The sequence below is a fragment of the Rhodococcus sp. USK13 genome (assembly GCF_018343855.1).
In the GTDB taxonomy this organism is placed as follows: Bacteria; Actinomycetota; Actinomycetes; order Mycobacteriales; family Mycobacteriaceae; genus Rhodococcus_F; species Rhodococcus_F oxybenzonivorans.
The window spans coordinates 1,381,683-1,402,287 of sequence record NZ_CP069242.1 but is presented as its reverse complement, the minus strand read 5'-3'; the positions used below and the strand labels follow the sequence as shown (position 1 = coordinate 1,402,287).

Genomic DNA, 20,605 nt, shown 5'->3' with positions numbered 1-20,605 from the left:
CGAGGAGGAAACATGGCGGCGCCGACCAACAACATGCGATCACTGGACCGCGCGTTCGACGTGCTCGGTGTCCTCCAGGAGGCCAAGCAGCCCCTGCGGCTCAGCGAAGTCGCCCGCCACGCCTCACTGCACGTCGCGACTGTGCAACGGATCCTCGGCGTGCTCCTCGAACGCGGGTACGCCGCCCGCATCGGCGACACCTACAGTGCCGGGCCCGCTGCGCTCGCGGTCGCGCACGCGTTCATGGTCACCAACCCGCTCAGCGTCCTTGCCCAGCCCATGCTGCAGCAGCTCGCCGCGAGTACGGGATTCACCGCGTCGATGTACGTGAAGGTCGAGTCCTCCCGAGTGCTCATCGCCCGAGTGGAAAGCGACCATCCGCTCAACTACGTCCTCCCCGTCGGTGAGCGCCTGCCGCTCTACCTGGGCGGCGCCGGGAAGACGATCCTCGCTCATCTCGACACCGCGGAGGTCGACGAGATCCTCAGCGGTATCGGCGACATGGCATTGGCCAGCGGTGCGACCATGTCCAAAGCGGAACTGTTCGCCCAACTCGACAAGATCCGCAGCGACGGCTTCGCCGTGTCCGTCAGCGAACGCCTCTACGGCATCGCCTCCGTCACCGCCCCCGTCCGCGCCTCCGACGGCACCCTCGTCGCCGTTCTCGGCATCACCGGACCCACCGACACACTCACCGACACCCAGATCGACCACCTGATCCCCGAAGTACGCCGCGCCGCAACCACTCTCGGCACACGGGTACCCGTCGCCGGCTAGCAGGAAAATTCACTTCCGGCCGACGATTCCTGTTTCGAAGGGCTACCCCAAATTAGCGGTGATGACAAAGCAGGCACGAGCAACTCGAGCGCTAGCCTGTCGGCCGTTGCGCCACCGGCACCGGCAGAGCCGGTGGCGCCTCCTGCGCCGGCTAATGACCTCGTAGACGTGCAGGGCCGCGAGTTTGCTCCGAGCGTGAGCCTCACGTGGGACAGCTACTACGAGACGTTGAATCCCGGGAGTCTGTGTCAGGTTCCCTCATGCATGAACTCAGTGGTGCCGTGCCCGACCATCCGGAGTTGCGCGACTCTGGTTTCAGCGATGGCGTCAAAGTCGCGTTGAGGTAGGGAGACGTGTGCGGGCAGGGCACCCGTACACGCTAAATATGCTGGCATACAGTATAATCCAGCGAAAAGCCCGGCATGTAATGGATTTTTGGCCAAAGGTCAGCCTCGATTTACCTTCCGGGCCAGCGGAGTCGATCTTGGATCAAACACGCAATCCGTACTCGCAGTTCGTTTTGGTGATCGGCTTCGTCGGCTCGAGCCGATCGGTCGCCGCGCTGATCCTCGGAGCGTATGACGCCGAAGGACGGTTGGTCCAGGTCGGTTCCGTTTCCTCCGGACTCACGGTGCCGATGCGCCGACAGCCCCGTTAGCACTTCCGGCCGCTGGAACGTCCTAGCAGCCCTCTCCCGGACCCGTCAGCGGCCGCAGAGACCGTCCCTGAGGCTCAGTGGCCGACTCCTCGGCTGGTCGTGGACGTCGCCTACAGGGCTCACACGGCGGGTGGGCTGCGGCATCCCTCTCTGAAGGGACCGGCGCTTCGACGTCGATTTTCAACCGGTTCGTGTGGAGGATCTGCAGAACGGCCAGAGGAAAGCCGCCGACCCCTTCCCCGGCGTCAGCGGCTCCTCATCCCCTACGCCTGGGAATCCTACGCACTGTTGGTCTTACCCGGCTCGGGGGTGACAGTGACGCCATATCGCCTCTCGGCAAGTGGTCGCTCGCAGCGACTTTTCTGGTGTAGTACCCGGGGTATGAGCGCCACCTTCAGGCTCTTCAACAGCGGACGAGTGGGCGGTATTCCAGGGGCCGCTCCCGGTCAGGCGTTTCACGGCAGAAGGCTGAGTTTTCGAGCGGCGACAACAGCCTCGTACCGGGATCGCACGTCGAGCTTGCTCATCGCACTGCGCAGGTAGCTCTTCACGGAAGTTGTCAACCTGTCTGAGACACGTTGGTGTTGATCCCGGTCGGTCCGGGGAGGGCTGGTGCGGTTGGTTTGCTTCGGAATCGTTCGGGGTGTTTCGACCAGTAGCGGTCGAGGGCCTGCTGGCGGCGTTGTCGGACGAGGTGGCGGTGTCGGCATGGATGGCCGCTGGTGTGTGGCGGCCGAGTCCGCTGTGGCGGTGCTCGGTGGCGTAGCGGTGGAGGAACTGTGCGGTCCAGTCGCGGGCATGGTCGATGCTCTCGAACAGGGTCGGACAACTCAGGTCGTATTTGATCGTTTGAACAAAGACTCCGAGAACGGGTTGTCGTCACTGACCCGTGGTCGCGCATACGAGGCGAGCACACCGTTGTCGGCGAGCGCGTCGACGAGCGCGTGGGCGCGCATGATCGCACCGTTGTCGGCGTGCACCACCGCGGGCGCTCCGTGTTCGTCGATGGCCAGGGCGAACATGTCCACGGCCCGTTGGGTGTTCACGGTGTACTCGATTCTCCAGGCCACCGGATACCGGGAGAATACGTCGATCACCAGATACAGTTTGTAGCGGTCCTGTGTTCTGGGTCCGCGTAATTCGGTGATATCCCACGACCACAATTCCCCGACCCGTCCGCAGTGCACGATCGGCTTGTGCCGAGGAGTCGAGCCGCCGCCGTGCTTTCTGCGTCGGCGATCGCCGACCATGTTCTGTTCGGCGGCGACCCGGTAGAAGGTACGTTCGGAGCAGCAGACCAGTCCCGCGTCGAACGCTCGCCAATACGTCTGCACCACAGAGAGTTCTGCGTACTCGTCGGATTCGAGGGCGCTGACGATGGCGGCGCGTTCGGCGGCGGTCAGGGCTGCCGGTTGCTGTCGGTTCTTCTGCGGTATCGGGTCGGTGACCGGCTGGTAGTGCCTGTAGTGGTGGGTGAGGCGGTAGTACGTCGAGCGGGGCACCCCGACCAGCCCACACGCTGCGCGGACCCCGATCCCGGTGGCGGTGAGCTCGTCGACGAACCCGGTCAGTGCAGTTTGTTGCGTTCGAGCCAGTTCGCGTACTCGGTGGCGCTCAGCAACGCCGGCGGGATCTCGGGTTCGTCGTCGGTCGTCGAGCTCGTGGTAATCCCCTCCAAGAGCTCGTAGGCTTTTCCCAGAATTTCCTGCACGGCCTCGCTCTGGGCGACCTTGTGTTTGAGTGCCGCATTCTCCTTGCGTAGGCGTGCCAGTTCGGCGCGGTCGGCGTTCTCCATTCGGCGCAGCGACCTCTCTTCTCGGGTGACCGATGTCAGTCCCGTGAATTCTCCCTCGTCGCGACTGTGCAGCCAACGCCTGACGGTGGCCTGTGTGAGGTTGTGCTCGCGCAGCAGCCTGGTTTTGGCACCGCGGTCGGTGGCGGCATCCCACCGGTGGACGAACTCGAGCCGAAAGGAATCGGGAATTGCCTCCCACCGGTCGGGGTGCGTCCGATCTCAATATCGATCATGCCGTCTCGTTTCCCCACGTCCTGGCCCAGATGTGTCTCACGACCATCCTGGCAATGAACGTTCACCGTCTCCGGTCCAACCTTTCTGTCTTCGGCGAGATGGCGTCGAAGCCTCGACTACTGCGTTGGCTGAGTACGCGGCGGCGTGTGCTGTGGTCTCGAAGGATTGAATTGGGCCATCGCGTGTGTTCGTATCCTGGCGATGGTGGGCGCGTCGAGGAGGCGGAGCCATCTGCGGAGGGTGAGAAGATAGCAGAGTCGGTGCCAGTAGTGCTCGGCGCTGATCCCGAATCGTTCCCAGATTTGGTCTGCTGGAGGGCCTCCGTAGGGGAGCCATTCGACGGCGAGGGCCACAAGCAGCTGGTCTTCGTCCGGGCGGGTGCTTCTCGAGGACCGCGTGGGAGTCGCCTGTTGCAGGCATTGGAGGGGGTTGGGTCCGGTGACTTCTGGTGGATGCATGGGCACCTCGGAGTGTGGGGCGGGGAGGTCGCGGGCGGCGGTCCGCCCGCGCCCCCCTCATTTCTTCTGGGGGTGTTATCCCTTGTTGAGGATCACGGTCTTCGTTTCGGTGTACGCGTCGAACGCGGAGGAGCCGTGTTCACGCCCCCATCCGGACTGCTTGTAGCCGCCGAACGGCAGGGCCGGGTCGAGAATGTGGTAGCTGTTGATCCACACGGTTCCGGCCTTGAACCGGGCTGCGACGTTATGCGCTTTCGCGAGGTTCGAGGTCCAGACCGCGGCGGCGAGACCATATTCGGTATCGTTCGCGGTTCGGAGGAGCTCATCGGTGTCGTCGAACGGCGCTACCGTCACGACGGGTCCGAAGATCTCTTCCTTGACCACACGCATCGTGGGCTTGGTGTCGATGAGGACGGTCGGTTCGACGAAGTAGCCGACGTCGCCCTTGCGTCCGCCGCCGGCCACTGCGGTCGCGCCCTCGGCGCGGCCGCTGTCGAGGTAACCGAGAACCGTGTCGAGTTGCTTCTGAGAGACCAGGGGGCCGATCTGAGTGTCCGGTGCCAGGCTGTCGCCTACTTTGAGATTCGCGGCGATCTCTGCGATGCCGGTCACGACGCGGTCGTACACCTTCGACTCGACGAACAGTCGCGACCCAGCCTCGCAGGCTTCGCCCTGGTTGAAGAAGATCGCGTTCGCGGCTCCGGCGATGGCTGCATCGATATCCGCGTCGGCGAAGACGACGTTCGGGGACTTGCCGCCGAGTTCAAGGGTTACCTTCTTCAGATTGCCCCGGGCGGCGCCGACGATGTGCCGTCCGACCTCGGTCGATCCGGTGAACGAGATTTTGTCGACGCCGGGATGTGCGGCCAGGGCAGCGCCGACCTGTTCCCCGTCTCCGTGCACGATGTTGACCACACCGTCGGGCACGCCGGCCTCACGCAGCACCTCTCCGAGGAGCGCGGCGCTCAGTGGGGTCTGTTCCGCTGGTTTGAGGATGACGGTGTTGCCGGCGGCGAGCGCGGGAGCCAGCTTCCAAGCGGCGAGCAGGATCGGGAAGTTCCAGGCGATGACCGCGCCGACCACACCGACGGGCTCTCGGACGGTGTAGGCGAAGTAGTCACCGGGGGTCGCCACCGCCGAGACCGGAATCGTGGTGCCCTCGAGTTTGGTGGGCCACCCGGCCATGTAGCGGAACCAGTCGACGGCGAGCGGCACGTCGACCAGTTGCGCGTAGGCCAGGGGCTTGCCGCTGTCGAGTGCGTCGAGTAAAGCGAATTCCTCGAGCCGGCTCTCCATGAGATCGCCGACTCGCCAGATGATCTTGCTGCGGGCCGAGGGGCTCAGCCTGCTCCACGGCCCGTCGAGGGCCTTGCGGGCTGCGGATACGGCCCGGTCGACGTCCTCGCCCGACCCGAGAGCGATCTGCGCCAGGGTGTTGCCGTTGGAGGGGTTGAACGTCGCGAACGCTTCCCCTGATGCCGAGGACACATTCTCTCCTCCGACCAGGTGCTGGATCGGGTTTTTCAGGAATGCAGCTACCTCGGGTGAGGGCGCTGCTGCAGTGGTGGTCATGTCGTACTCCTCAAAAGGGGTTGTCGGCCCGGTGCGTGGCCGGTGTGCCGGTCGCGGGGCGCGGGTTGGTTGGATGTGCCTCTGTCGCTGCATGTTCCGTCCTTCGCCGTGCCGCTGGTCTCTATTCGGCTGCTAGGAGCGTATGGCCGGCGAGGGGCCGTCGACTGTGTAATTTGTAGACGGTCCTCGATGGCCGTTGCCGGCAGTGGTTGACTCGGCGGATGCGCGTATGAGTCGCATTGCGGAAGACAGTGCGGTGAGTGCTCGACGTCGGCATCGCGTGCTGGTTGCGCTGGGGTTTGCCGGTCGCTGTTGCGGCGAGTTGTTAACTGGCCCTGGACACATAGTCCGAGACAGCACCATGGATGATGACCACGAGAAGTCCGACGATCATCAGGTAGCCACCGATTCGGAGTGTCGGCACAGCCTGCACGAAGCCGCCCCAGCTCAGCGGCCCCTTCAGTGCCAGAGCGGTGATGAGGAGGGCGGCAATGCCTGTCAGCAGTTCCGCCGCCGACAACAGTCGCCGCGGGAGTAGTACCGCGGCAGCCGAGACCACGATGACCAGTATCACCAGCGCCCATCCCAGCCATCCGAAGTACGCAGCTTGGATCGCTGACGGACTTTGCGCGGTGGCGGCGCCGAGATCGGAAAAGCTCAGATTTGCATCCGGGGTTCCGGTGTCTGGGTGGGCGGGGCTGAACATCCATGCCGGACCGACCATGCTGACCAGCAGAAAGATCGCGGCGGCGGCAACCGCTGCGGTGGGCGCGAAGGTCGCAATGGTTCGGAGACTGGTTCCTTGGGCTTGTGTTGTCATCAGACTCGTCCTTGATTGGTGGTGGGGGCACGTTGCCTCGGAGTTGTCGACACCCGGCCTCGGGCCCTGACCGCCAGCGACAGAAGTGCGCGGCACGACTCGCCGCTCGAGGGCCGGTCCGCGCGCAAGCAAGCGTTTCGACGGCGGGCGGCCGTGTCAGGCCGGGGCAAGGGTGCCCCGTGCCTGCAGATGGGGACGAAAGCTGATCTGCAGGCACGGGGCGGTGAATCTGAGGTTCTGCTGGCAGCTGTTGCTGTCCGGGCTGCGGTCAGGCGGGCAGGTTCTCGTTGGTGATGACCCAGAACTTCTTCACGAACGGACCCTTCGAGGTCCAGGTGACCGGCAGGCCCGAGGGCAGCGCGATGATGTCACCGGCCTTGAAGTCGTACTCCTCACCGGTTTCCTGGTTGACCAGGTGCGCCTGCCCCTCGAGCAGCAGCATCGTCTCGTCGCCGATCGGCGCGGTGTACGGAACGGTCGAGGAACCATCGGGCTCGCAACCGGCGATCCCGACGCCGGTGCGCCACAGCCCGCACATGAGCGTGCCGGTCGAACCGGTCGAGCGCAGCGCGAACAGTTCACCGCAGACCTGCGGTCCGTGTCCGGGCTCAACCCACTCGTACGGCTCCCAGTCGGCCGGATTGTCGCTGATATTGCCGACATACAGGTCATCGCCCTTGGTGGCCTCCTGCGGGCTGTCCCACAGCACCCAGAACTTCTTCAAGAACGGTGCCTTGATCTCCCACGTGATCTCGAGGCCCTTCGGGTGGCTCATGATCGAACCCGGTTCGAGGTGATACTGCTTGCCGGTCGAGTTCACCGTCACCGTCACCTCACCCTCCAAGATGACGACGGTCTCGTCGGCGTCCGGAGCGGAGTAGTCGACGTGACACGAACCATCCGCCTCACATCCGGCAATGCCCTTACCCGTGCGCCACAGTCCCGCCTGCTGCGCACCCGAGGTGCTGCCGGTCCGAATGAACGCGACCTCGCCCTTGATCTGCGGTCCGAGCTTCGGTTCCACCCATTCGAACGGGATCCATTCGTCCGGGTTCGTACCCCGGCTGCCGACCTCGAGCTTCCGGACAAGTGATGTAGTCATTTCATGTTCCCTTTCAATGGGTGCCCCAGTGGGTTCGGTGGGATGAAACATCGGAGAGGCGAGGATCAGGCGTTCGCCTGTGCGGCGGCGGCCGGCTCTTTGCCGTTCGTCTCGGCGGGCGCGGGCGCGAGGTCTTTGAAGACGCCGAAGCTCGATTCCTGCTCGGTCATGTACGGGAAGTGGAATCCGCAGTTCGGGCACTGTTCACGCAGGACGGCCTGCTCCTGACTGAGTTCGTACGCCTTGTCCTGAAGTTCGTTGCAGCACGGACAGATTCGCAACAGTCGGGTTCCCACCAACTCGAAGTTGGTGATGATGTCCTCCATGATGGCGCCGTTGGCCGCCCACGCCTTGGCGTGCTTATGGTAGGTGTCGGTGTGCCAGTCGTAGAGGGCGTCCTTGCTCGCCCAGAAGCTGCATTCGTTGAACCACATCCGGTCGTCCGGGTGCTCCCACCAGGTCAGGTGCAAAAAGCCGGGCAGCTTCATCAGGTGGTGCCGGGTGTCGGCGAAGACCACCTTGAACTTCTCGTACGCGTCGGGGCTGGAGAACCGCACGCGCTGCATGCTCAGGTAAATAGCCATGACGGGGAACCTCTCTATGTGAAGCAGTGCGTTCTCGCCGGTGCCCCGGCTGTGGGCGTCGACTCCAGCACCCGCACTGACATCGCTCTGCGATTGCGTTCACACTGATCGTGTGTGTGGTTCCTATAGTTGACCTGATCCGACCGATCCAACAGATCCAATTCCGAGGGGATTAGAGGTACCGATTTGTCACCTGCCGGTAACACCCCAGACGGGCCGGCTTCTCCCGCGCCCGCATACCGCCGCCTCTACGAGCAACTCCGCGCGGGCATCCTCAGCGGCCAACTGAAAGCCGGATCGCCCCTGCCGGCGAGCCGGCGCCTCGCGGCCGAGGTTGGCGTCTCTCGCAACACGGTCCTAGCCGCGTTCGAGCAACTCGACGCCGAGGGCTACCTCGACCGCCGCCCCGGATCGGGCACCTACGTCGCCAACGTCCTGCCCGAACAGCTGCTCACCATCAACCACGCTCCACAGACCGGTTCCGGCTTCGACGGCTCCGGCAGGTTGTCGCACCGCGGCCAGGCGATCGCCGACACCCGCAGAATGCCGCTGCCGGAGATCACCGGCGTGCCCGCCGAGGAGACCGCCTTCCAGATCGGACTGCCGGCCCTCGATCACTTCCCCGCCGAACTGTGGGCGCGAATGTACGGCACACAGTTGCGGCGATCGACCCCGGACCTGATGCGCTACAGCGACCCACGCGGCTACCGCCCATTGCGCGAAGCCATCGCCTCCTACATCGGACCGGCACGTGGAATCCGCTGCACTGCAGACCAAGTCGTCATCGTCTCCGGATCGCAGCAAGCACTGGAATTCAGCGGCAGGATCCTGCTCGATCCCGGCGATCCTGCCTGGATCGAGGACCCCTGCTATCTAGGCGCGAAGGCGGCCCTGATCTCCGCCGGAGCGCGCCTGGTGCCCGTTCCCGTCGACGGCAAGGGCATCGACGTGTCCGCCGGTATCGCACGCGAACCGACCGCCAAGCTCGCCGTCCTCACCCCCTCGTACCAGTTCCCCCTCGGAGTCACCCTCGCCCTCGAGCGCCGGCTCGCGCTCCTCGACTGGGCCGCCCAGACCGGGGCCTGGATCGTCGAAGACGACTACGACAGCGAATTCCGCTACCGCGGACGCCCGCTCGTCGCCCTGCAGGCCATCGACAAACACCACCGGGTGATCTATGTCGGCACCTTCAGCAAGATCATGTTCCCCGGGCTACGGCTGGGCTACCTGATCGCCCCGACCGAGCTCGTCGACGGTTTCGCCGCCGCCCACTTGAGCACCGACATGCACGCCCACCTGCTCGACCAGGCGGTGCTGGCCGACTTCATGCAAGCAGGCCACTTCACCAGGCACCTGCGCAGAATGCGCGTCCTCTGCGGCAACCGGCAGCAACTCCTCGTCGCCGAAGCCAAACGCCAGCTGGGTAACAGTTTGCGGATCGAAGACCCCGGCGGCGGACTTCACCTGGTCGGCTGGCTCCCCGAAGACCGCGACGACCAGACCGTCGCCGAACTCGCCGCACGCCAGCGCCTCCACCTCTGGCCCCTCTCCACACACTGCATCGAAGCCGACCTCCCACCAGCCCTTCTGCTCGGTTACGCCGGAATCAAGGAACGCGACATCGGGAACGGCGTGGCAACCCTGGCGCGAATCCTCCGCAGCTACAGACCAAATGCCCGGTTGAGCTGACCGCCACGGTGGGCTTCGCTCCGTCACAAATGCGGCCGCTCCGGCCGCGTCATCCGGTCAGCAGTAACACACCCGTCAGCACGGGCGCGTCGACCTTTGTGGCCTCCAGCGCGATGTAGGCGTAGTGCGCGTGTGACCGCGGCGCTTCCTCACCGGAAAGGACGCGGTCGGATCGCCGCGTAAGCCGAGGCCATACCACCGCGAGTTGTACGCTCAGGGTTGCGACAACACGGCCGCGACCACAATCCCGGTGGGCGGTTCACCGAGAACGACCGCGATGACCAGCATCACCGCCAGTATCGACTCGACGATGTTCAGTGCCCGAAACACGAGGCGGCCGATCCCCAGCCCGATCCGCAACGTGATGTCGGGGCCCGGAACTTCAACGGGGCCTCGAGAAACCAGCACCATCTCCAGCCAGACGAATGTGACAGCAGTAGCCACTGCCATCGCGACGGTCAAAGTCCTCTCCCATCAACCCAGGGCTTTTCCGCACGGTGTGAATTCGATTCGACCTCAAATGCCAGAGGAGTCCGAGTCTGGTGGGATGACGTCAATCGTCTCGGGGGATTGAAATGGGTCATGGCCTGGTCTTGAAGTTCTGTGATGGTGTCGGTATTGAGTAGTTGCAGCCAATTCGGACGCGCGAGCAGGTAGCAGATTCGATGCCAGAATGGCATGGGGCCGAACCCGAATCGCGCCCAGATATCGTCTTCCTTGGGTCCACCGCGGGGAATCCATTCGACGGCCAGAGCGAGCATCGCCTGGTCGTCGCCCGGAAGGTTCCGGTTCGCCGGCAGTATGACGGTGTTCCGGGACCGACGTTCCGGGAGTGGAGGTCTGGCAATTCCTGGCTCACTCATCGACTCTCCTTACGTCAACGGGTAGATGCTACGAGCACTGAGTCCGCGGCACCTACCCGTTATGACTTGCATCCGCCGAACGGGCAGCGACACCCCTGATCTCACGCTGTTCTCCGAGATCAGCGTGAGATCAGCGCGCCGGTGGCGGTCCGGGCACTACCAAGAGCGAGCTGTGTTCACGCTGGCAGGTTCTCGTTGGTGATGACCCAAAACTCCTTCACGAACGGGGCCTTCGAGGTCCAGGTGACGTTCAGACCCGACGGCAGCGCAATGATGTCGTCGGCCTTGAAGTCGTACTCCTCGCCGGTTTCCTCGTTGACCAGGTGCTCCTGCCCTTCGAGGGAGTGACCATCACCTGGACATCGAAAACAAATTCGTGAAGGCGTTCTGGGTCCTTATCAGCGAAACCCCGCCCGCCTGAACACAGGTCGAGGGCGTCTAGGGCTACGGCAGGGTTGCAGAACACCCCCACTGCGTGCCTGTGGTCAACAGCAGTCGTCGCGTTGCCGTGATCCTACTGCTGCCAGCATGATTGGACCAGCATGGATGTACAACCCGGCTCAACCCGATACCGGGACCCCGGGTGCGAACCTGAGCTTCTCCGACCTCGCCACCGCAACCGCCAAGAGCCCGTCGGCACTTCAAGCTGCGTACTTCGGGTGGCTGGGGTGGGCGCTGGTGATTCTCGCCGTTGCCATTTCGGTCGCGGCATTGCTACTTCCGCGGCGGCTTCTGTCGGTTGCGGAATTGCTGACAGGGCTCGTCGCCCTGGTCCTGACCGCGCTTGCCTTGAAGGGCCCCCTGAGCTGGGGTGGTTTCGTCGCCGCTGTACCGACACTACGCATCGGCGGCTGTCTGATAATCATCGGACTTCTCGTGATCACCTTCCATGGTGCCGTGTCTTCATACACGTCCAAGGCCAGGTAACCGCACGAGAGTCCCGTCAGATGGGGTGCGGGGGGTTTCCGCAGTGGTTGCGATGGGCGTCGTGCCGACGTCGTCTTGGGCATCGGGTCGATGAGACTCCCTGCTTCAGGATGCCCCGGGTGTCGAAGGCTCGGGCACACGCCTGGGCCTTCGATATCCGGGACTTCGTTGCGTCGTCGTTGTGCGTTGTCACGTATGCGGGGCGAAGTCTTGTGTAATGGGCGTGCGCAGCGTGCAGTCGGCCTCGAGTTCGTCGCCGCCGACCGTCGTATCGGCACACTCCCAGAATAGACGATCGAAACCGTGTGATGCTCCTACAGTCCCACCGATCGGTGTGATCTCATCAGGCCTGCAACCACGCACAAAAGGTATCGACCGCATCCCACCCCGGCGCCTACGGGCGGGTGCCGGTGAAGACCGCGCCGTTACCGCATGGAGTTGCTGGCCTACGAATTCATCGAGCCTGTTCGGATAGTACAGGCCGCTGCCTGGCGCAATCATCCAAGCTAGTCGGCGCGGGGATCCAAGCGTGGTGATCGGTGACGGGACACCATTGTTGTCGAGCCCGAGTGTGTTTGGGCTCACACGTTCGTAACATTTCACAACGGAGGATCTGATCGCAATGGCCATCAACTTTGATCTGAGCCCGGAGCAAGCCGGTCTGCAGAAGGCGGCACGATCGTTCGCCGACGATCGGCTCAGTCTCGTCGAGGGCGTAATAGCTCCTCTGCCGACCCCCGAGGCCCGGTTCGCGGCGATCAAGCCGTTCTATCAGGACATGGTGGATGCCGGCTTCTTGAAGGCACTCGTGCCCGTGGAGTACGGCGGAACGGCGATGCCCTCGCTCGACTTCGCGTTAGCTGCAGAGGAACTCACGCGCGTCGATATCAATGTTCCGACTGCACTGCTCGGCACCGGTTTGGGACTCCAGCCGATCATCCACTTCGGAACCGCGGAACAGAAGGCCCAGTTCTTGCCGCCCTTCGCCGGGAGCGAACCGCTCCTCGCGGCGTGGGCCTTCACCGAAACGTCCGGCGGCGCGAACTTCGACTCCAGCGACCCTTCCACCGGTGTACAGACCTTCGCTCGACTGGACGGAGACGAATGGGTCATCAACGGTGACAAGCACTTCACCACCAACGGATGCGGATTCGATGGAACCGGAGCCGCGCTGATCAGCGTCCTGTGTCGTACCGATCTCACCCTTCCTCCTCAAGAATCGCTAGCGGTGATCGTCGTCCCGGGCGATACTCCGGGTATCAAGGTCGAGTCCTATATCGACACGATGGGCCACCGGGCGACCATCTCTCCCCGTATCACGTTCACCGATGTTCGCGTACCCGCCCGTAACCTCATCGGCGCTCCGGGGGACGGAATCGAGATCTCCCGGAAGACCTTCAACTGGACGTCGTCCCTCATCGGAGCGGCCTGCGTGGGGCGGATGCGAGCGGCATTCGACTACGCATTCGAGTTCGCCAAGACCGACAAGCGGTCCGGTCCGGTGCCGATCATCGACTACCAGAATGTCGGCTACATGCTCGTCGATATCAAGACTCGGATCGAGGCGGCCAGATACTTCACCTGGAAGGCGTGCGATCTCTATGACAAGACCGATGGCGCGGACGAAGAACTCGGCCACATGGTCAAGGTGTACGCGTCCGAGCTGTCCGTGCAGGTGGTCTATGACGCGATGCGGGTGGTGGGGGTGAACTCGTACGGCGACCAGACCCCGATCGCCGGCATCATGGAGGACGTCCTGTGCTTCCCCGTCTACGACGGAGGCAACATGGGTGTGCGGCGCCGCCAGCTGCATGCGTTGCTCAAGAGCGCGGACTACGACCCGATGGAGTCCTCAGCAGGCATCGCAACTATCTGAGCCGGCACGGCCGCGATCCGGTGAGTTTCCCGGTACTGGGTGGGCGTGCACGCGAGATGACGCTGGAATGTGCGGGTCAGATGGGAGCTGTCGCAAAATCCCCAGCGGGTGGCGATCTCACTCAACATCACCGAATCCGGTGCCACCTCGAGGTCGCTCATCGCTCCTCGGAGCCGCTCGTCTCGGACACACGCCGAGAACGTGGTTCCGACCGCCTGAAACAGCCGGTGCAGGGTTCGCACCGAGATCGCGGCCTCCCGCGCGGCCCCCTCGGCACTGACCCGTCCGAGGGGGACGGCGGCGCGAATGTAGTGCCGCACAATCCGGCGCAACGCCGCATCACGTCGTTCGTCGTCGGATGTCGCGAATTCACCAACCCGGGACGAGGTTGCCGCGGTGAGAACGTCGGTGAACGACCGTTCGAGCGTCTTCAGCGTGATGTCATCCATGTTCGATTGTTCGCTCCACAGGGCTGACATCATCGCCCCCACAACGTGGCCCGGACCGGCGGTCGTGTCGATGGCGCACGAGGTTGCGTCGTCGACACGAACTGTCGAGTGCCAATGATCACGGGGAATCCGGAAGGACAAGACTCGCCAGTTGGGTTCGTTCGACGGCTCCCGGAACTCGAGCGTGTAGGGACGCGTGGTGTCGAATATGGCGAAGCTGCCCGGACGGACGATGCATCGGCGGCCATCCTGCTCGCCGAAGCATGTCCCGGACAACTGCAAATTGACGAAGAGCACCTCCTGCGGTGCTCGCCGGACCTCCGCAGCTCCGTGCGTCAGGAGCTGAGTGCAGGAGGCGATTTCGGCGCCATTGGTACTTGCCAGTGGTTCCGACCGCACCCACCCCGGTATCCCCTCTGCGGTGGCACTGTGATCGATATGTGCCCGTCCGCGCCGCGGGGAGAGCGGCGTGAAGGCCTCGCAGACGACATCACCCCAATATCTGGCCTGATCCTGCACACTCAGACCAGCGGTGGACCAGTACGGCACGGGATCCCTCCTGTTCCGAGCGCGACCAGCGTGCCGAGGACCAGCACGTATGCCATCAGATTCTGCGCGCTCGGACATCCCTGTCAAGTGGAGGGGCCCTCCCGGACATCGGGCACAGACGACGACAGGGATTCGTCCACTTGAGGTCGACGACCGGCGCAGGCGCATATCGGCCAGACGAACGGCCGGTGTCCTCTCGGGTGAGCCGAGATGTCACGGTCAACGAAGGAGTGAAACCATGACGGACGCGTCCGGAGTCAACGACAAGGTGCTGCGCCCGGAGATCGCCGCGTCGTGGAGGCGGTCGGAGATCGCCGGACTCACCCACGAGATGGTCCTCGAGCGACTGCAGATCGGCGACTTCGAGTCGTCGAGTCAGCTGTTGACCGCGGCCGTACCGGTGCTCGACGGGGTGGCCCGTGACCTGACGGGGCTGACGTACAGCCTGCTCCTCGCCGATGCGGAGTGTCGGATCGTCGGACGCTGGTTCGACCGGCCGACGATCGACAGCACACTCCAGCGCGCCGGCGCCGTGACAGGCTCGAGGTGGAAGGAATCCGATGTCGGAACCAACGGGCTGGGCACTCCCGCTGAAGTTCGGAGTGGGATGTGGGTGCACGGTGCCGAGCACTTTGCGTCCGTGCTGAGTGGCTTCACCTGCTACGGCCTGCCGATCCTGCACCCCCTCACCCGGAGGGTCGAGGGCGTTCTCAACATCACGGTGCACCCGGACGACGCCCACCCCTGTTTCCGCCCACCCTCACCCGGGTCGTCGATGACATCGAACAGCGATTGATCGACACGTCGCGGCCGGCCGATTCGCGGCTGTTCCGGGCGTTTCGAGAGGCCTGCAGGACCGGTCGGGCCATTGTCGCGCTCAATGACCACCTCATGCTGGCCAGCAACGCCGCGGTGGCGATGGCCGAAGACCTCGACCTCGAGACGATGCGAGAGATCGCCCGCTCTGCTGCCCACCGGGGGACGTCAACAGTCGAGTCGCTGCTCCTGCTGTCCGGCGCGATGGTCACGGCCCGGATCGACAGACCGCACGACTTATCGCCCGGCGCAGTGTTCTGGCTTCGACCGCGCTCCGGCCCACACGCTGCGCCGGGTGCCCAGCCTTCGAAACGAAGTCACCTCGTGAGCGCCGAGCGAGCGACATCCACAGCGGTCGCCAGCGTGTTCGTCGAAGGTGAACCCGGCAGCGGCAGAAGCACGGTAGCCCGATCCCTCCTCGACGGGACATCGGTCACGGTCATCGACGCACTCGACTGCCTCGTCGAGGATTCCACCGATTGGGCCGGGCGGCTTGCAGCGGCAATAGACGGGGGCGCAGACGGACTTGTCATCGACAATGTCCATGTCCTGCCCGGTCAACTGGTCGACCTTCTGGCCCGCACGCTCAGCGTCGATCACCACAGCATGCCTATTGTTCTGGCCGGAAATCCGCAGGCGTGGCTGCCTGCTCACGTTCAACCCTTGGTCCGGCGCTGTCGCCAAGTAGTCGCACTGAAGCCGTTGCGCGAGCGGCGCAACGAATTTCCGGTGCTGGCACAGTCGGTCATAGATGCTCTCGAGCCTGGACGGACACGTCGATTGGCTCCGTCAGCGGTCCGCGTTCTGACAGCCCAACCCTGGCCGGGAAACATCCCCGAACTGCGTGAGGTCCTGCGTCACGCTCTCGCCAACAGACCATTCGGTGCGATCGAGGTAGTCGATCTACCTGCTGCCTATCGTGTGCGACCGGTACCCGCGCTCGCAGGCCGGGAGAACGCTGAGCGGCACGCGATCATCGAAGCACTGCGCCGCTTCGACGGCAACAAGACGCGGGCGGCACAGTTCCTCGGGATCACCCGCACCACCCTCTACAACCGGCTACGCGCGCTGAAGATCACCGATGACACCGTCCATTTTTTACACAGTTGACGCATCGCTCCCGGAACTACCGTTCAACTACACACCCAAGGGCAGGAGCGGCCCGTCGAACTCTCGCGCCGCACAGGAAAGCACGAACCCCTTCCCGACAAGCACGTACCACCACGACGGCTCAGTCCGCCAGACCAAGCACAAGTTCGAGGAGCATGTAATGACGGTTACTTCAGCGGCACCCTCACCCCAGGTATCGGCTTTCCTGGGCAATCCGGTGCTGCACCTGATCGACGGCAAACAGGTGCCGGCAGCGTCGGGCGAAACGTTCACCACGTTCAACCCGAGTAACGGTGAATCCCTTGCCCAGGTGGCATTCGGCGGCGAGGAGGATGTCGACCGCGCGGTCGCAGCGGCTCGTCGCGCCCTCGACGGACCGTGGGGCCGTATGACCCCGGCGCAGCGCAGCAAGATCCTGTGGCGGGTCGGCGACCTTCTGGAAGAACGCGTCGAAGAGTTCGCCCTCCTCGAGGCACTCGACAACGGAAAGCCGCTGACCTACGCGCGGCTGGTCGACGTGCCGCTGTCGGCCGACTGGTTCCGGTACATGGCCGGCTGGCCCACCAAGCTCGAGGGCAGCACGATCCCCGTCACCTCCACCGCCGCTCCCGGCGACTACTTCGCCTACACCGTGCGCGAGCCTGTCGGCGTCGTCGCCGCGATCGTCGCCTGGAACTTCCCGCTGCTGCTGGCAGCGTGGAAGCTCAGTCCCGCGCTCGCCACCGGCAACACTGTCATCCTCAAGCCCGCCGAGCAGACCCCGCTCAGCGCGGCCCTGCTCGGTGAGGTCCTTCGTGACGCCGGAGTGCCCGACGGCGTGGTGAACATCGTGCAAGGCGACGGAAAGAACGTCGGCGCCGCACTCACCGCCCACCCCGGAGTCGACAAGGTCTCCTTCACCGGATCCACCGCGGTGGGACGCGAGATCATCTCCTCGGCCCGCGGCAACCTGAAGAAGGTGACCCTCGAACTCGGCGGCAAATCCCCCAACATCATCTTCGACGACGCCGACATCGACGCCGCCATCGAAGGGGCAGCGAACGCCATCTTCTTCAATCAGGGCGAGGCCTGCGAGGCGGGATCCCGGCTGTTCGTGCAATCGAAAATCTACGACCGAGTCGTCGAAGGTGTCGCCAAGATCGCCTCCACCCTGAAGGTGGGCGACAGCCTCGACCCCGAAAGCCAGATGGGCCCTCTAGTGTCGCAGAAGCAACTCGACACCGTCCTCGGATACCTCGACAGCGGCAGGGAGCAGGGGGCCACCGCACTGACCGGTGGCGGCCGCAAGGGCGACGTCGGCTACTTCGTCGAACCCACCGTCCTGGTCGACACCACCCCGACCATGCGAGTGGTCAAGGAAGAGATCTTCGGACCCGTGGTCACCGTGTCCCCGTTCGACGAGGTCGACGACATCGTCCGCACCGCGAACGACACCGACTACGGGCTCGCCGCCGGTGTCTGGACCTCGGATGTGTCCAAGGCCCACAACGTCGCCGCACAACTCAAGGCCGGCACCGTGTGGATCAACAGCTACCACGTCCTCGACCCGGCCCTGCCGTTCGGCGGTTACAAGCAGTCCGGGTGGGGCCGCGAACACGGCGGCGCGGTCCTCGACGCCTACACCGAAACCAAAACGGTGATCCTCAAGAAGTAATTACCCGGGCAGATGCCGCGCGTCGCCGAACTCGGCATCTGCCTGGCGGACTGGCCGAACGCGAGGAAGTTCATCGAGGCAGCAGAGCCACCGTTCGACGCTCGGCTACGCAGCATGTTGGGAGTTCATGCATCCGATTGCCAGAGGTGTCGCTCGATGCCAAATCGTCTGTCGCTGTGCGTCAAGACACGCTGATAGCGCGCTGGAAGAATCGTCAGAGCACGGATAACCCACTCCCGGGTGGCGCCCCGGGGAACGATCGCTGCCACCCAGACGCCCTGTTTTGCACAGGAGCGTGAGACGAGAGGGAACTGATGGACAACACCACGGCCGCGGTTTCCGTCCTCGTCATTTCGGATGAGATCAGCGCGCCCACCGATACGGCGGATCCCCGGTGGCAGATGCCGACCAACCCGCGTGCAGGCGTTGCCTCAGCAGAGCCACACGGTCGGCAACGGCGCTCACGCGCCGGAGAGGCGTTCGGGCCGGGGACGCTGGCCCGATGCCGCGAGCTATACGAGATTCTGCTGAAGGCGGAGACGTTGACAGCCGAGGGCAGTTGGCTGATCGACTTCGCGATACGGTGGTCGCCATACGGCGGTTCCAGTGCCACGGAATTGCTCGAACACTTCGGAGTCACACGCCCCAGATATCTCGAACTGCTTCGGAATGCGCTGGGGCCTGGATCAGCGGATCTGCCCCGTATGCGGGATCTCAAACGAGAGTTGAACATTCACCTGGGACATGCGTGGACGCAGGTGCCGCGCTGAAATGCGCCCACGCACGGTTGTCCCCAGAACGGTGCTCCCCGTGGCCCAGTCCGACCTGGTGCCGCCGGGTCACAGCGCGGGCTCTACTCAGGACCGAAGTACCGGACTCGGACCTGACCGCAACGCATATCAAGGAGAGAAGATCATTTCCAGCGACATCGATGAACGCATTCGGCAACTGCTGGCGCAGTACGACACGCCTCAGGCGTGCGCCGCTGAGCTGCTGTGTGACCGTCATCCCGACGACACGGTGGCCTTCACCGTCGTCGAGAGCGATATGACAACAACTGATCTGACGTACGGCGACTTGAGACGGAAGTCGGCCCAGTTCGCTGCCGCCCTGACCGAACTGGGCATCGAGCCGGGTGATCGCATCGCAACGTTGATGAGCAAGTCCGCCCAGCTGGTGGTCGTCCTGCTCGGCATCTGGCGCCGAGGTGCGGTGCACGTTCCACTGTTCACCGCGTTCGCACCGCCCGCCATCGGGTTCCGATTGGAATCGAGCGATGCGAAGATCGTCGTCAGCGACGCCAACCAGCTCGACAAACTCCAACCCGGCGACGACATTCCCGCCGACGCACCATGGTTGGTGATCGCTGCCGGCAGCACCGAGAATCCGGCACAGTTACGCCTGGACGACCTTCTGGCCGGATACACCCCCGACGACCCCCGAGGCAACGCCGTCGCCGTGGGCGGCCAGGGTCCGCTCGTGCAACTGTTCACCAGCGGAACCACGGGCACCCCGAAGGCCGTGCCCGTCCCGGTGCGCGCCCTGGCATCGTTCCACGCCTACCTGGAGTTCGGGCTGGATGCGCGACCGGACGACGTCTTCTGGAACGCCGCCGACCCCGGCTGGGCCTACGGCCTGTACTACGCGATCCTGGCGCCCCTGGCATCCGGGACCCGCAGCATCCTGCTGCACGCCGGCTTCTCCGCACCGCTGACCTGGCAGATCATCGAACGACTCGGCGTGACGAACTTCGCCGCCGCGCCCACCGTGTACCGCAGCCTTCGCGCCGACCCGACGCCGGTCCCCGCCGGAATCAGTCTGCGGCGCGCATCGTCCGCAGGCGAACCACTCACCCCCGACGTGGTGAGCTGGTCGAAGCATGCTCTCGGAGTCGAGGTACACGATCACTACGGGCAAACCGAACACGGCATGTTCATCTCCAACGCCTGGCACGATGCGCTCGCCACCGATGCGCCGGCCGGGTCGATGGGCAAACCACTACCGGGTTTCGTTTGCGCGGTGCTCGCCGACGACACCGACGAACTCGCCCCCACCGCAACGATGGGACGGGTGGTGATTGACACCGTCAACAGCCCGCTGCTGTGGTTCCCCGGCTACATCGACGCCCCGGAGAAGACGGCACAGCGATACACAGAAGATGGGCGTTGGTACCTGACCGGTGACGCGGGGATGGTCGACTCCGACGGGAACTACTTCTTCTCCGCCCGCGACGACGACGTCATCATCATGGCCGGCTACCGAATCGGACCGTTCGACGTCGAAAGCGTACTGGTACTTCACGACGACGTCATCGAAGCAGCCGTGGTGGGACTGCCCGACGAGCTTCGTGGTGAGGTACTCGAAGCGTTCGTGGTCCTCCGCCATGGAGTGGTCGGCGGCGACGAACTCGAGGCCGAGCTGCAGACGCTCGTCAAACGAAAGTTCGCCGCGCACGCCTACCCCCGCCGGGTGCACTTCGTGCAAAGCCTCCCCAAGACACCCAGCGGAAAAGTACAACGTTTCCTACTCCGCAAACAGGAAAGCGCACAGACATAGCCACGAAGATCTGACGCCACGCCCGGCCACCGACCACCACCTACACATCGATACGACGAGACCCCCGTACTTCGGGATCACACTGAAAATATCCGCGAACTCGAGGACCGAAATGC

18 protein-coding genes and 2 pseudogenes are annotated in these 20,605 nt (G+C 64.2%); 11 read left to right on the top strand and 9 right to left on the bottom strand.

Annotated features, from left to right (window positions below; genetic code table 11):
• The first annotated feature begins 12 nt into the window (after positions 1–12).
• Positions 13–777: an IclR family transcriptional regulator gene (locus tag JQT59_RS09295; protein ID WP_213575875.1), complete on the top strand. Its 765-nt coding sequence runs from the start codon at positions 13–15 to the stop codon at positions 775–777.
• A gap of 484 nt (positions 778–1,261) precedes the next feature.
• On the top strand, positions 1,262–1,435 hold the full coding sequence (locus tag JQT59_RS36820) for a hypothetical protein (RefSeq protein WP_249354302.1): 174 nt from the start codon (positions 1,262–1,264) through the stop codon (positions 1,433–1,435).
• A gap of 455 nt (positions 1,436–1,890) precedes the next feature.
• On the opposite strand, the pseudogene JQT59_RS36815 reads toward JQT59_RS36820, so the two are convergent.
• Positions 1,891–1,986: pseudogene (locus JQT59_RS36815) on the bottom strand (helix-turn-helix transcriptional regulator); the annotation flags it as partial.
• A 92-nt stretch (positions 1,987–2,078) separates the two neighbouring features.
• On the opposite strand from JQT59_RS36815, the gene JQT59_RS37670 reads away from it, so the two are divergent.
• Positions 2,079–2,201 carry a hypothetical protein gene (locus tag JQT59_RS37670; protein WP_283254101.1) on the top strand — a complete coding sequence of 41 codons (123 nt, stop codon included), beginning with the start codon at positions 2,079–2,081 and terminating at the stop codon, positions 2,199–2,201.
• Between the two features lie 64 nt (positions 2,202–2,265).
• Here JQT59_RS37670 and JQT59_RS09285 read toward each other — a convergent pair whose 3' ends face one another.
• The 6 genes from JQT59_RS09285 to JQT59_RS09260 all read right to left on the bottom strand — a co-directional run bounded on the left by JQT59_RS09285 (position 2,266) and on the right by JQT59_RS09260 (position 8,000).
• Positions 2,266–2,937, bottom strand: a complete 672-nt coding sequence (locus JQT59_RS09285; RefSeq protein WP_249354301.1) for a DDE-type integrase/transposase/recombinase — start codon at positions 2,935–2,937, stop codon at positions 2,266–2,268.
• A gap of 65 nt (positions 2,938–3,002) precedes the next feature.
• Positions 3,003–3,230 carry a hypothetical protein gene (locus JQT59_RS09280; protein ID WP_249354300.1) on the bottom strand — a complete coding sequence of 76 codons (228 nt, stop codon included), beginning with the start codon at positions 3,228–3,230 and terminating at the stop codon, positions 3,003–3,005.
• Positions 3,231–3,997: 767 nt separating this feature from the next.
• Entirely contained in the window at positions 3,998–5,494 is a 1,497-nt protein-coding gene (locus JQT59_RS09275) for an aldehyde dehydrogenase family protein (RefSeq protein ID WP_213575874.1), read from the bottom strand.
• 325 nt (positions 5,495–5,819) lie between these two features.
• A complete protein-coding gene (locus JQT59_RS09270) occupies positions 5,820–6,314 on the bottom strand; it encodes a hypothetical protein (RefSeq protein WP_213575873.1) in 495 nt (164 codons plus the stop codon).
• Positions 6,315–6,582: 268 nt separating this feature from the next.
• Complete coding sequence (locus JQT59_RS09265) at positions 6,583–7,416, bottom strand: cupin domain-containing protein (RefSeq protein ID WP_213575872.1); 834 nt, start codon at positions 7,414–7,416, stop codon at positions 6,583–6,585.
• A gap of 65 nt (positions 7,417–7,481) precedes the next feature.
• On the bottom strand, positions 7,482–8,000 hold the full coding sequence (locus JQT59_RS09260; protein ID WP_213575871.1) for an antibiotic biosynthesis monooxygenase family protein: 519 nt from the start codon (positions 7,998–8,000) through the stop codon (positions 7,482–7,484).
• Between the two features lie 186 nt (positions 8,001–8,186).
• Between JQT59_RS09260 and pdxR the strand changes: the two genes are divergently transcribed.
• Positions 8,187–9,689 (top strand): MocR-like pyridoxine biosynthesis transcription factor PdxR, encoded by a 1,503-nt coding sequence (gene pdxR / locus JQT59_RS09255; protein ID WP_213575870.1) that lies wholly within the window; start codon positions 8,187–8,189, stop codon positions 9,687–9,689.
• Positions 9,690–9,738: 49 nt separating this feature from the next.
• Here pdxR and JQT59_RS09250 read toward each other — a convergent pair.
• Positions 9,739–10,151, bottom strand: a pseudogene (locus tag JQT59_RS09250) (hypothetical protein).
• A 929-nt stretch (positions 10,152–11,080) separates the two neighbouring features.
• Here JQT59_RS09250 and JQT59_RS09240 point away from each other — a divergent pair.
• On the top strand, positions 11,081–11,479 hold the full coding sequence (locus JQT59_RS09240) for a hypothetical protein (RefSeq protein WP_213575869.1): 399 nt from the start codon (positions 11,081–11,083) through the stop codon (positions 11,477–11,479).
• 622 nt (positions 11,480–12,101) lie between these two features.
• Positions 12,102–13,355 carry an acyl-CoA dehydrogenase family protein gene (locus tag JQT59_RS09235; RefSeq protein WP_213575868.1) on the top strand — a complete coding sequence of 418 codons (1,254 nt, stop codon included), beginning with the start codon at positions 12,102–12,104 and terminating at the stop codon, positions 13,353–13,355.
• Here the strand turns inward: JQT59_RS09235 and JQT59_RS09230 are convergent.
• Complete coding sequence (locus tag JQT59_RS09230; protein ID WP_249354299.1) at positions 13,313–14,353, bottom strand: helix-turn-helix domain-containing protein; 1,041 nt, start codon at positions 14,351–14,353, stop codon at positions 13,313–13,315. The two genes, JQT59_RS09235 and JQT59_RS09230, sit on opposite strands and share 43 nt — an antisense overlap.
• A 238-nt stretch (positions 14,354–14,591) precedes the next feature.
• On the opposite strand from JQT59_RS09230, the gene JQT59_RS36805 reads away from it, so the two are divergent.
• From JQT59_RS36805 to JQT59_RS09210, 5 genes are all read left to right on the top strand, one after another.
• Positions 14,592–15,149 (top strand): sigma-54-dependent transcriptional regulator family protein, encoded by a 558-nt coding sequence (locus tag JQT59_RS36805; RefSeq protein WP_249354297.1) that lies wholly within the window; start codon positions 14,592–14,594, stop codon positions 15,147–15,149.
• Positions 15,150–15,244: 95 nt separating this feature from the next.
• Positions 15,245–16,279: a helix-turn-helix domain-containing protein gene (locus JQT59_RS36800; protein ID WP_249354295.1), complete on the top strand. Its 1,035-nt coding sequence runs from the start codon at positions 15,245–15,247 to the stop codon at positions 16,277–16,279.
• 160 nt (positions 16,280–16,439) lie between these two features.
• Positions 16,440–17,933 (top strand): aldehyde dehydrogenase family protein, encoded by a 1,494-nt coding sequence (locus JQT59_RS09220; protein WP_213575867.1) that lies wholly within the window; start codon positions 16,440–16,442, stop codon positions 17,931–17,933.
• A 314-nt stretch (positions 17,934–18,247) separates the two neighbouring features.
• A complete protein-coding gene (locus JQT59_RS09215) occupies positions 18,248–18,703 on the top strand; it encodes a hypothetical protein (protein ID WP_213575866.1) in 456 nt (151 codons plus the stop codon).
• 145 nt (positions 18,704–18,848) lie between these two features.
• The gene (locus JQT59_RS09210) at positions 18,849–20,489 is read left to right on the top strand and encodes an AMP-binding protein (RefSeq protein WP_213577576.1); all 1,641 of its coding nucleotides are present in this window, start codon (positions 18,849–18,851) and stop codon (positions 20,487–20,489) included.
• Positions 20,490–20,605: the final 116 nt, after the last annotated feature.

Coding starts and splice junctions, on each gene's coding strand:
- JQT59_RS09295 (WP_213575875.1), top strand. CDS start 13: ATGGCGGCGCCGACCAACAACATGCGATCACTGGACCGCGCGTTCGAC.
- JQT59_RS09280 (WP_249354300.1), bottom strand. CDS start 3,230: ATGGAGAACGCCGACCGCGCCGAACTGGCACGCCTACGCAAGGAGAAT.
- JQT59_RS09275 (WP_213575874.1), bottom strand. CDS start 5,494: ATGACCACCACTGCAGCAGCGCCCTCACCCGAGGTAGCTGCATTCCTG.
- JQT59_RS09270 (WP_213575873.1), bottom strand. CDS start 6,314: ATGACAACACAAGCCCAAGGAACCAGTCTCCGAACCATTGCGACCTTC.
- JQT59_RS09265 (WP_213575872.1), bottom strand. CDS start 7,416: ATGACTACATCACTTGTCCGGAAGCTCGAGGTCGGCAGCCGGGGTACG.
- JQT59_RS09260 (WP_213575871.1), bottom strand. CDS start 8,000: ATGGCTATTTACCTGAGCATGCAGCGCGTGCGGTTCTCCAGCCCCGAC.
- JQT59_RS09240 (WP_213575869.1), top strand. CDS start 11,081: ATGATTGGACCAGCATGGATGTACAACCCGGCTCAACCCGATACCGGG.
- JQT59_RS09235 (WP_213575868.1), top strand. CDS start 12,102: ATGGCCATCAACTTTGATCTGAGCCCGGAGCAAGCCGGTCTGCAGAAG.
- JQT59_RS36805 (WP_249354297.1), top strand. CDS start 14,592: ATGACGGACGCGTCCGGAGTCAACGACAAGGTGCTGCGCCCGGAGATC.
- JQT59_RS36800 (WP_249354295.1), top strand. CDS start 15,245: ATGCTGGCCAGCAACGCCGCGGTGGCGATGGCCGAAGACCTCGACCTC.
- JQT59_RS09220 (WP_213575867.1), top strand. CDS start 16,440: ATGACGGTTACTTCAGCGGCACCCTCACCCCAGGTATCGGCTTTCCTG.
- JQT59_RS09215 (WP_213575866.1), top strand. CDS start 18,248: ATGGACAACACCACGGCCGCGGTTTCCGTCCTCGTCATTTCGGATGAG.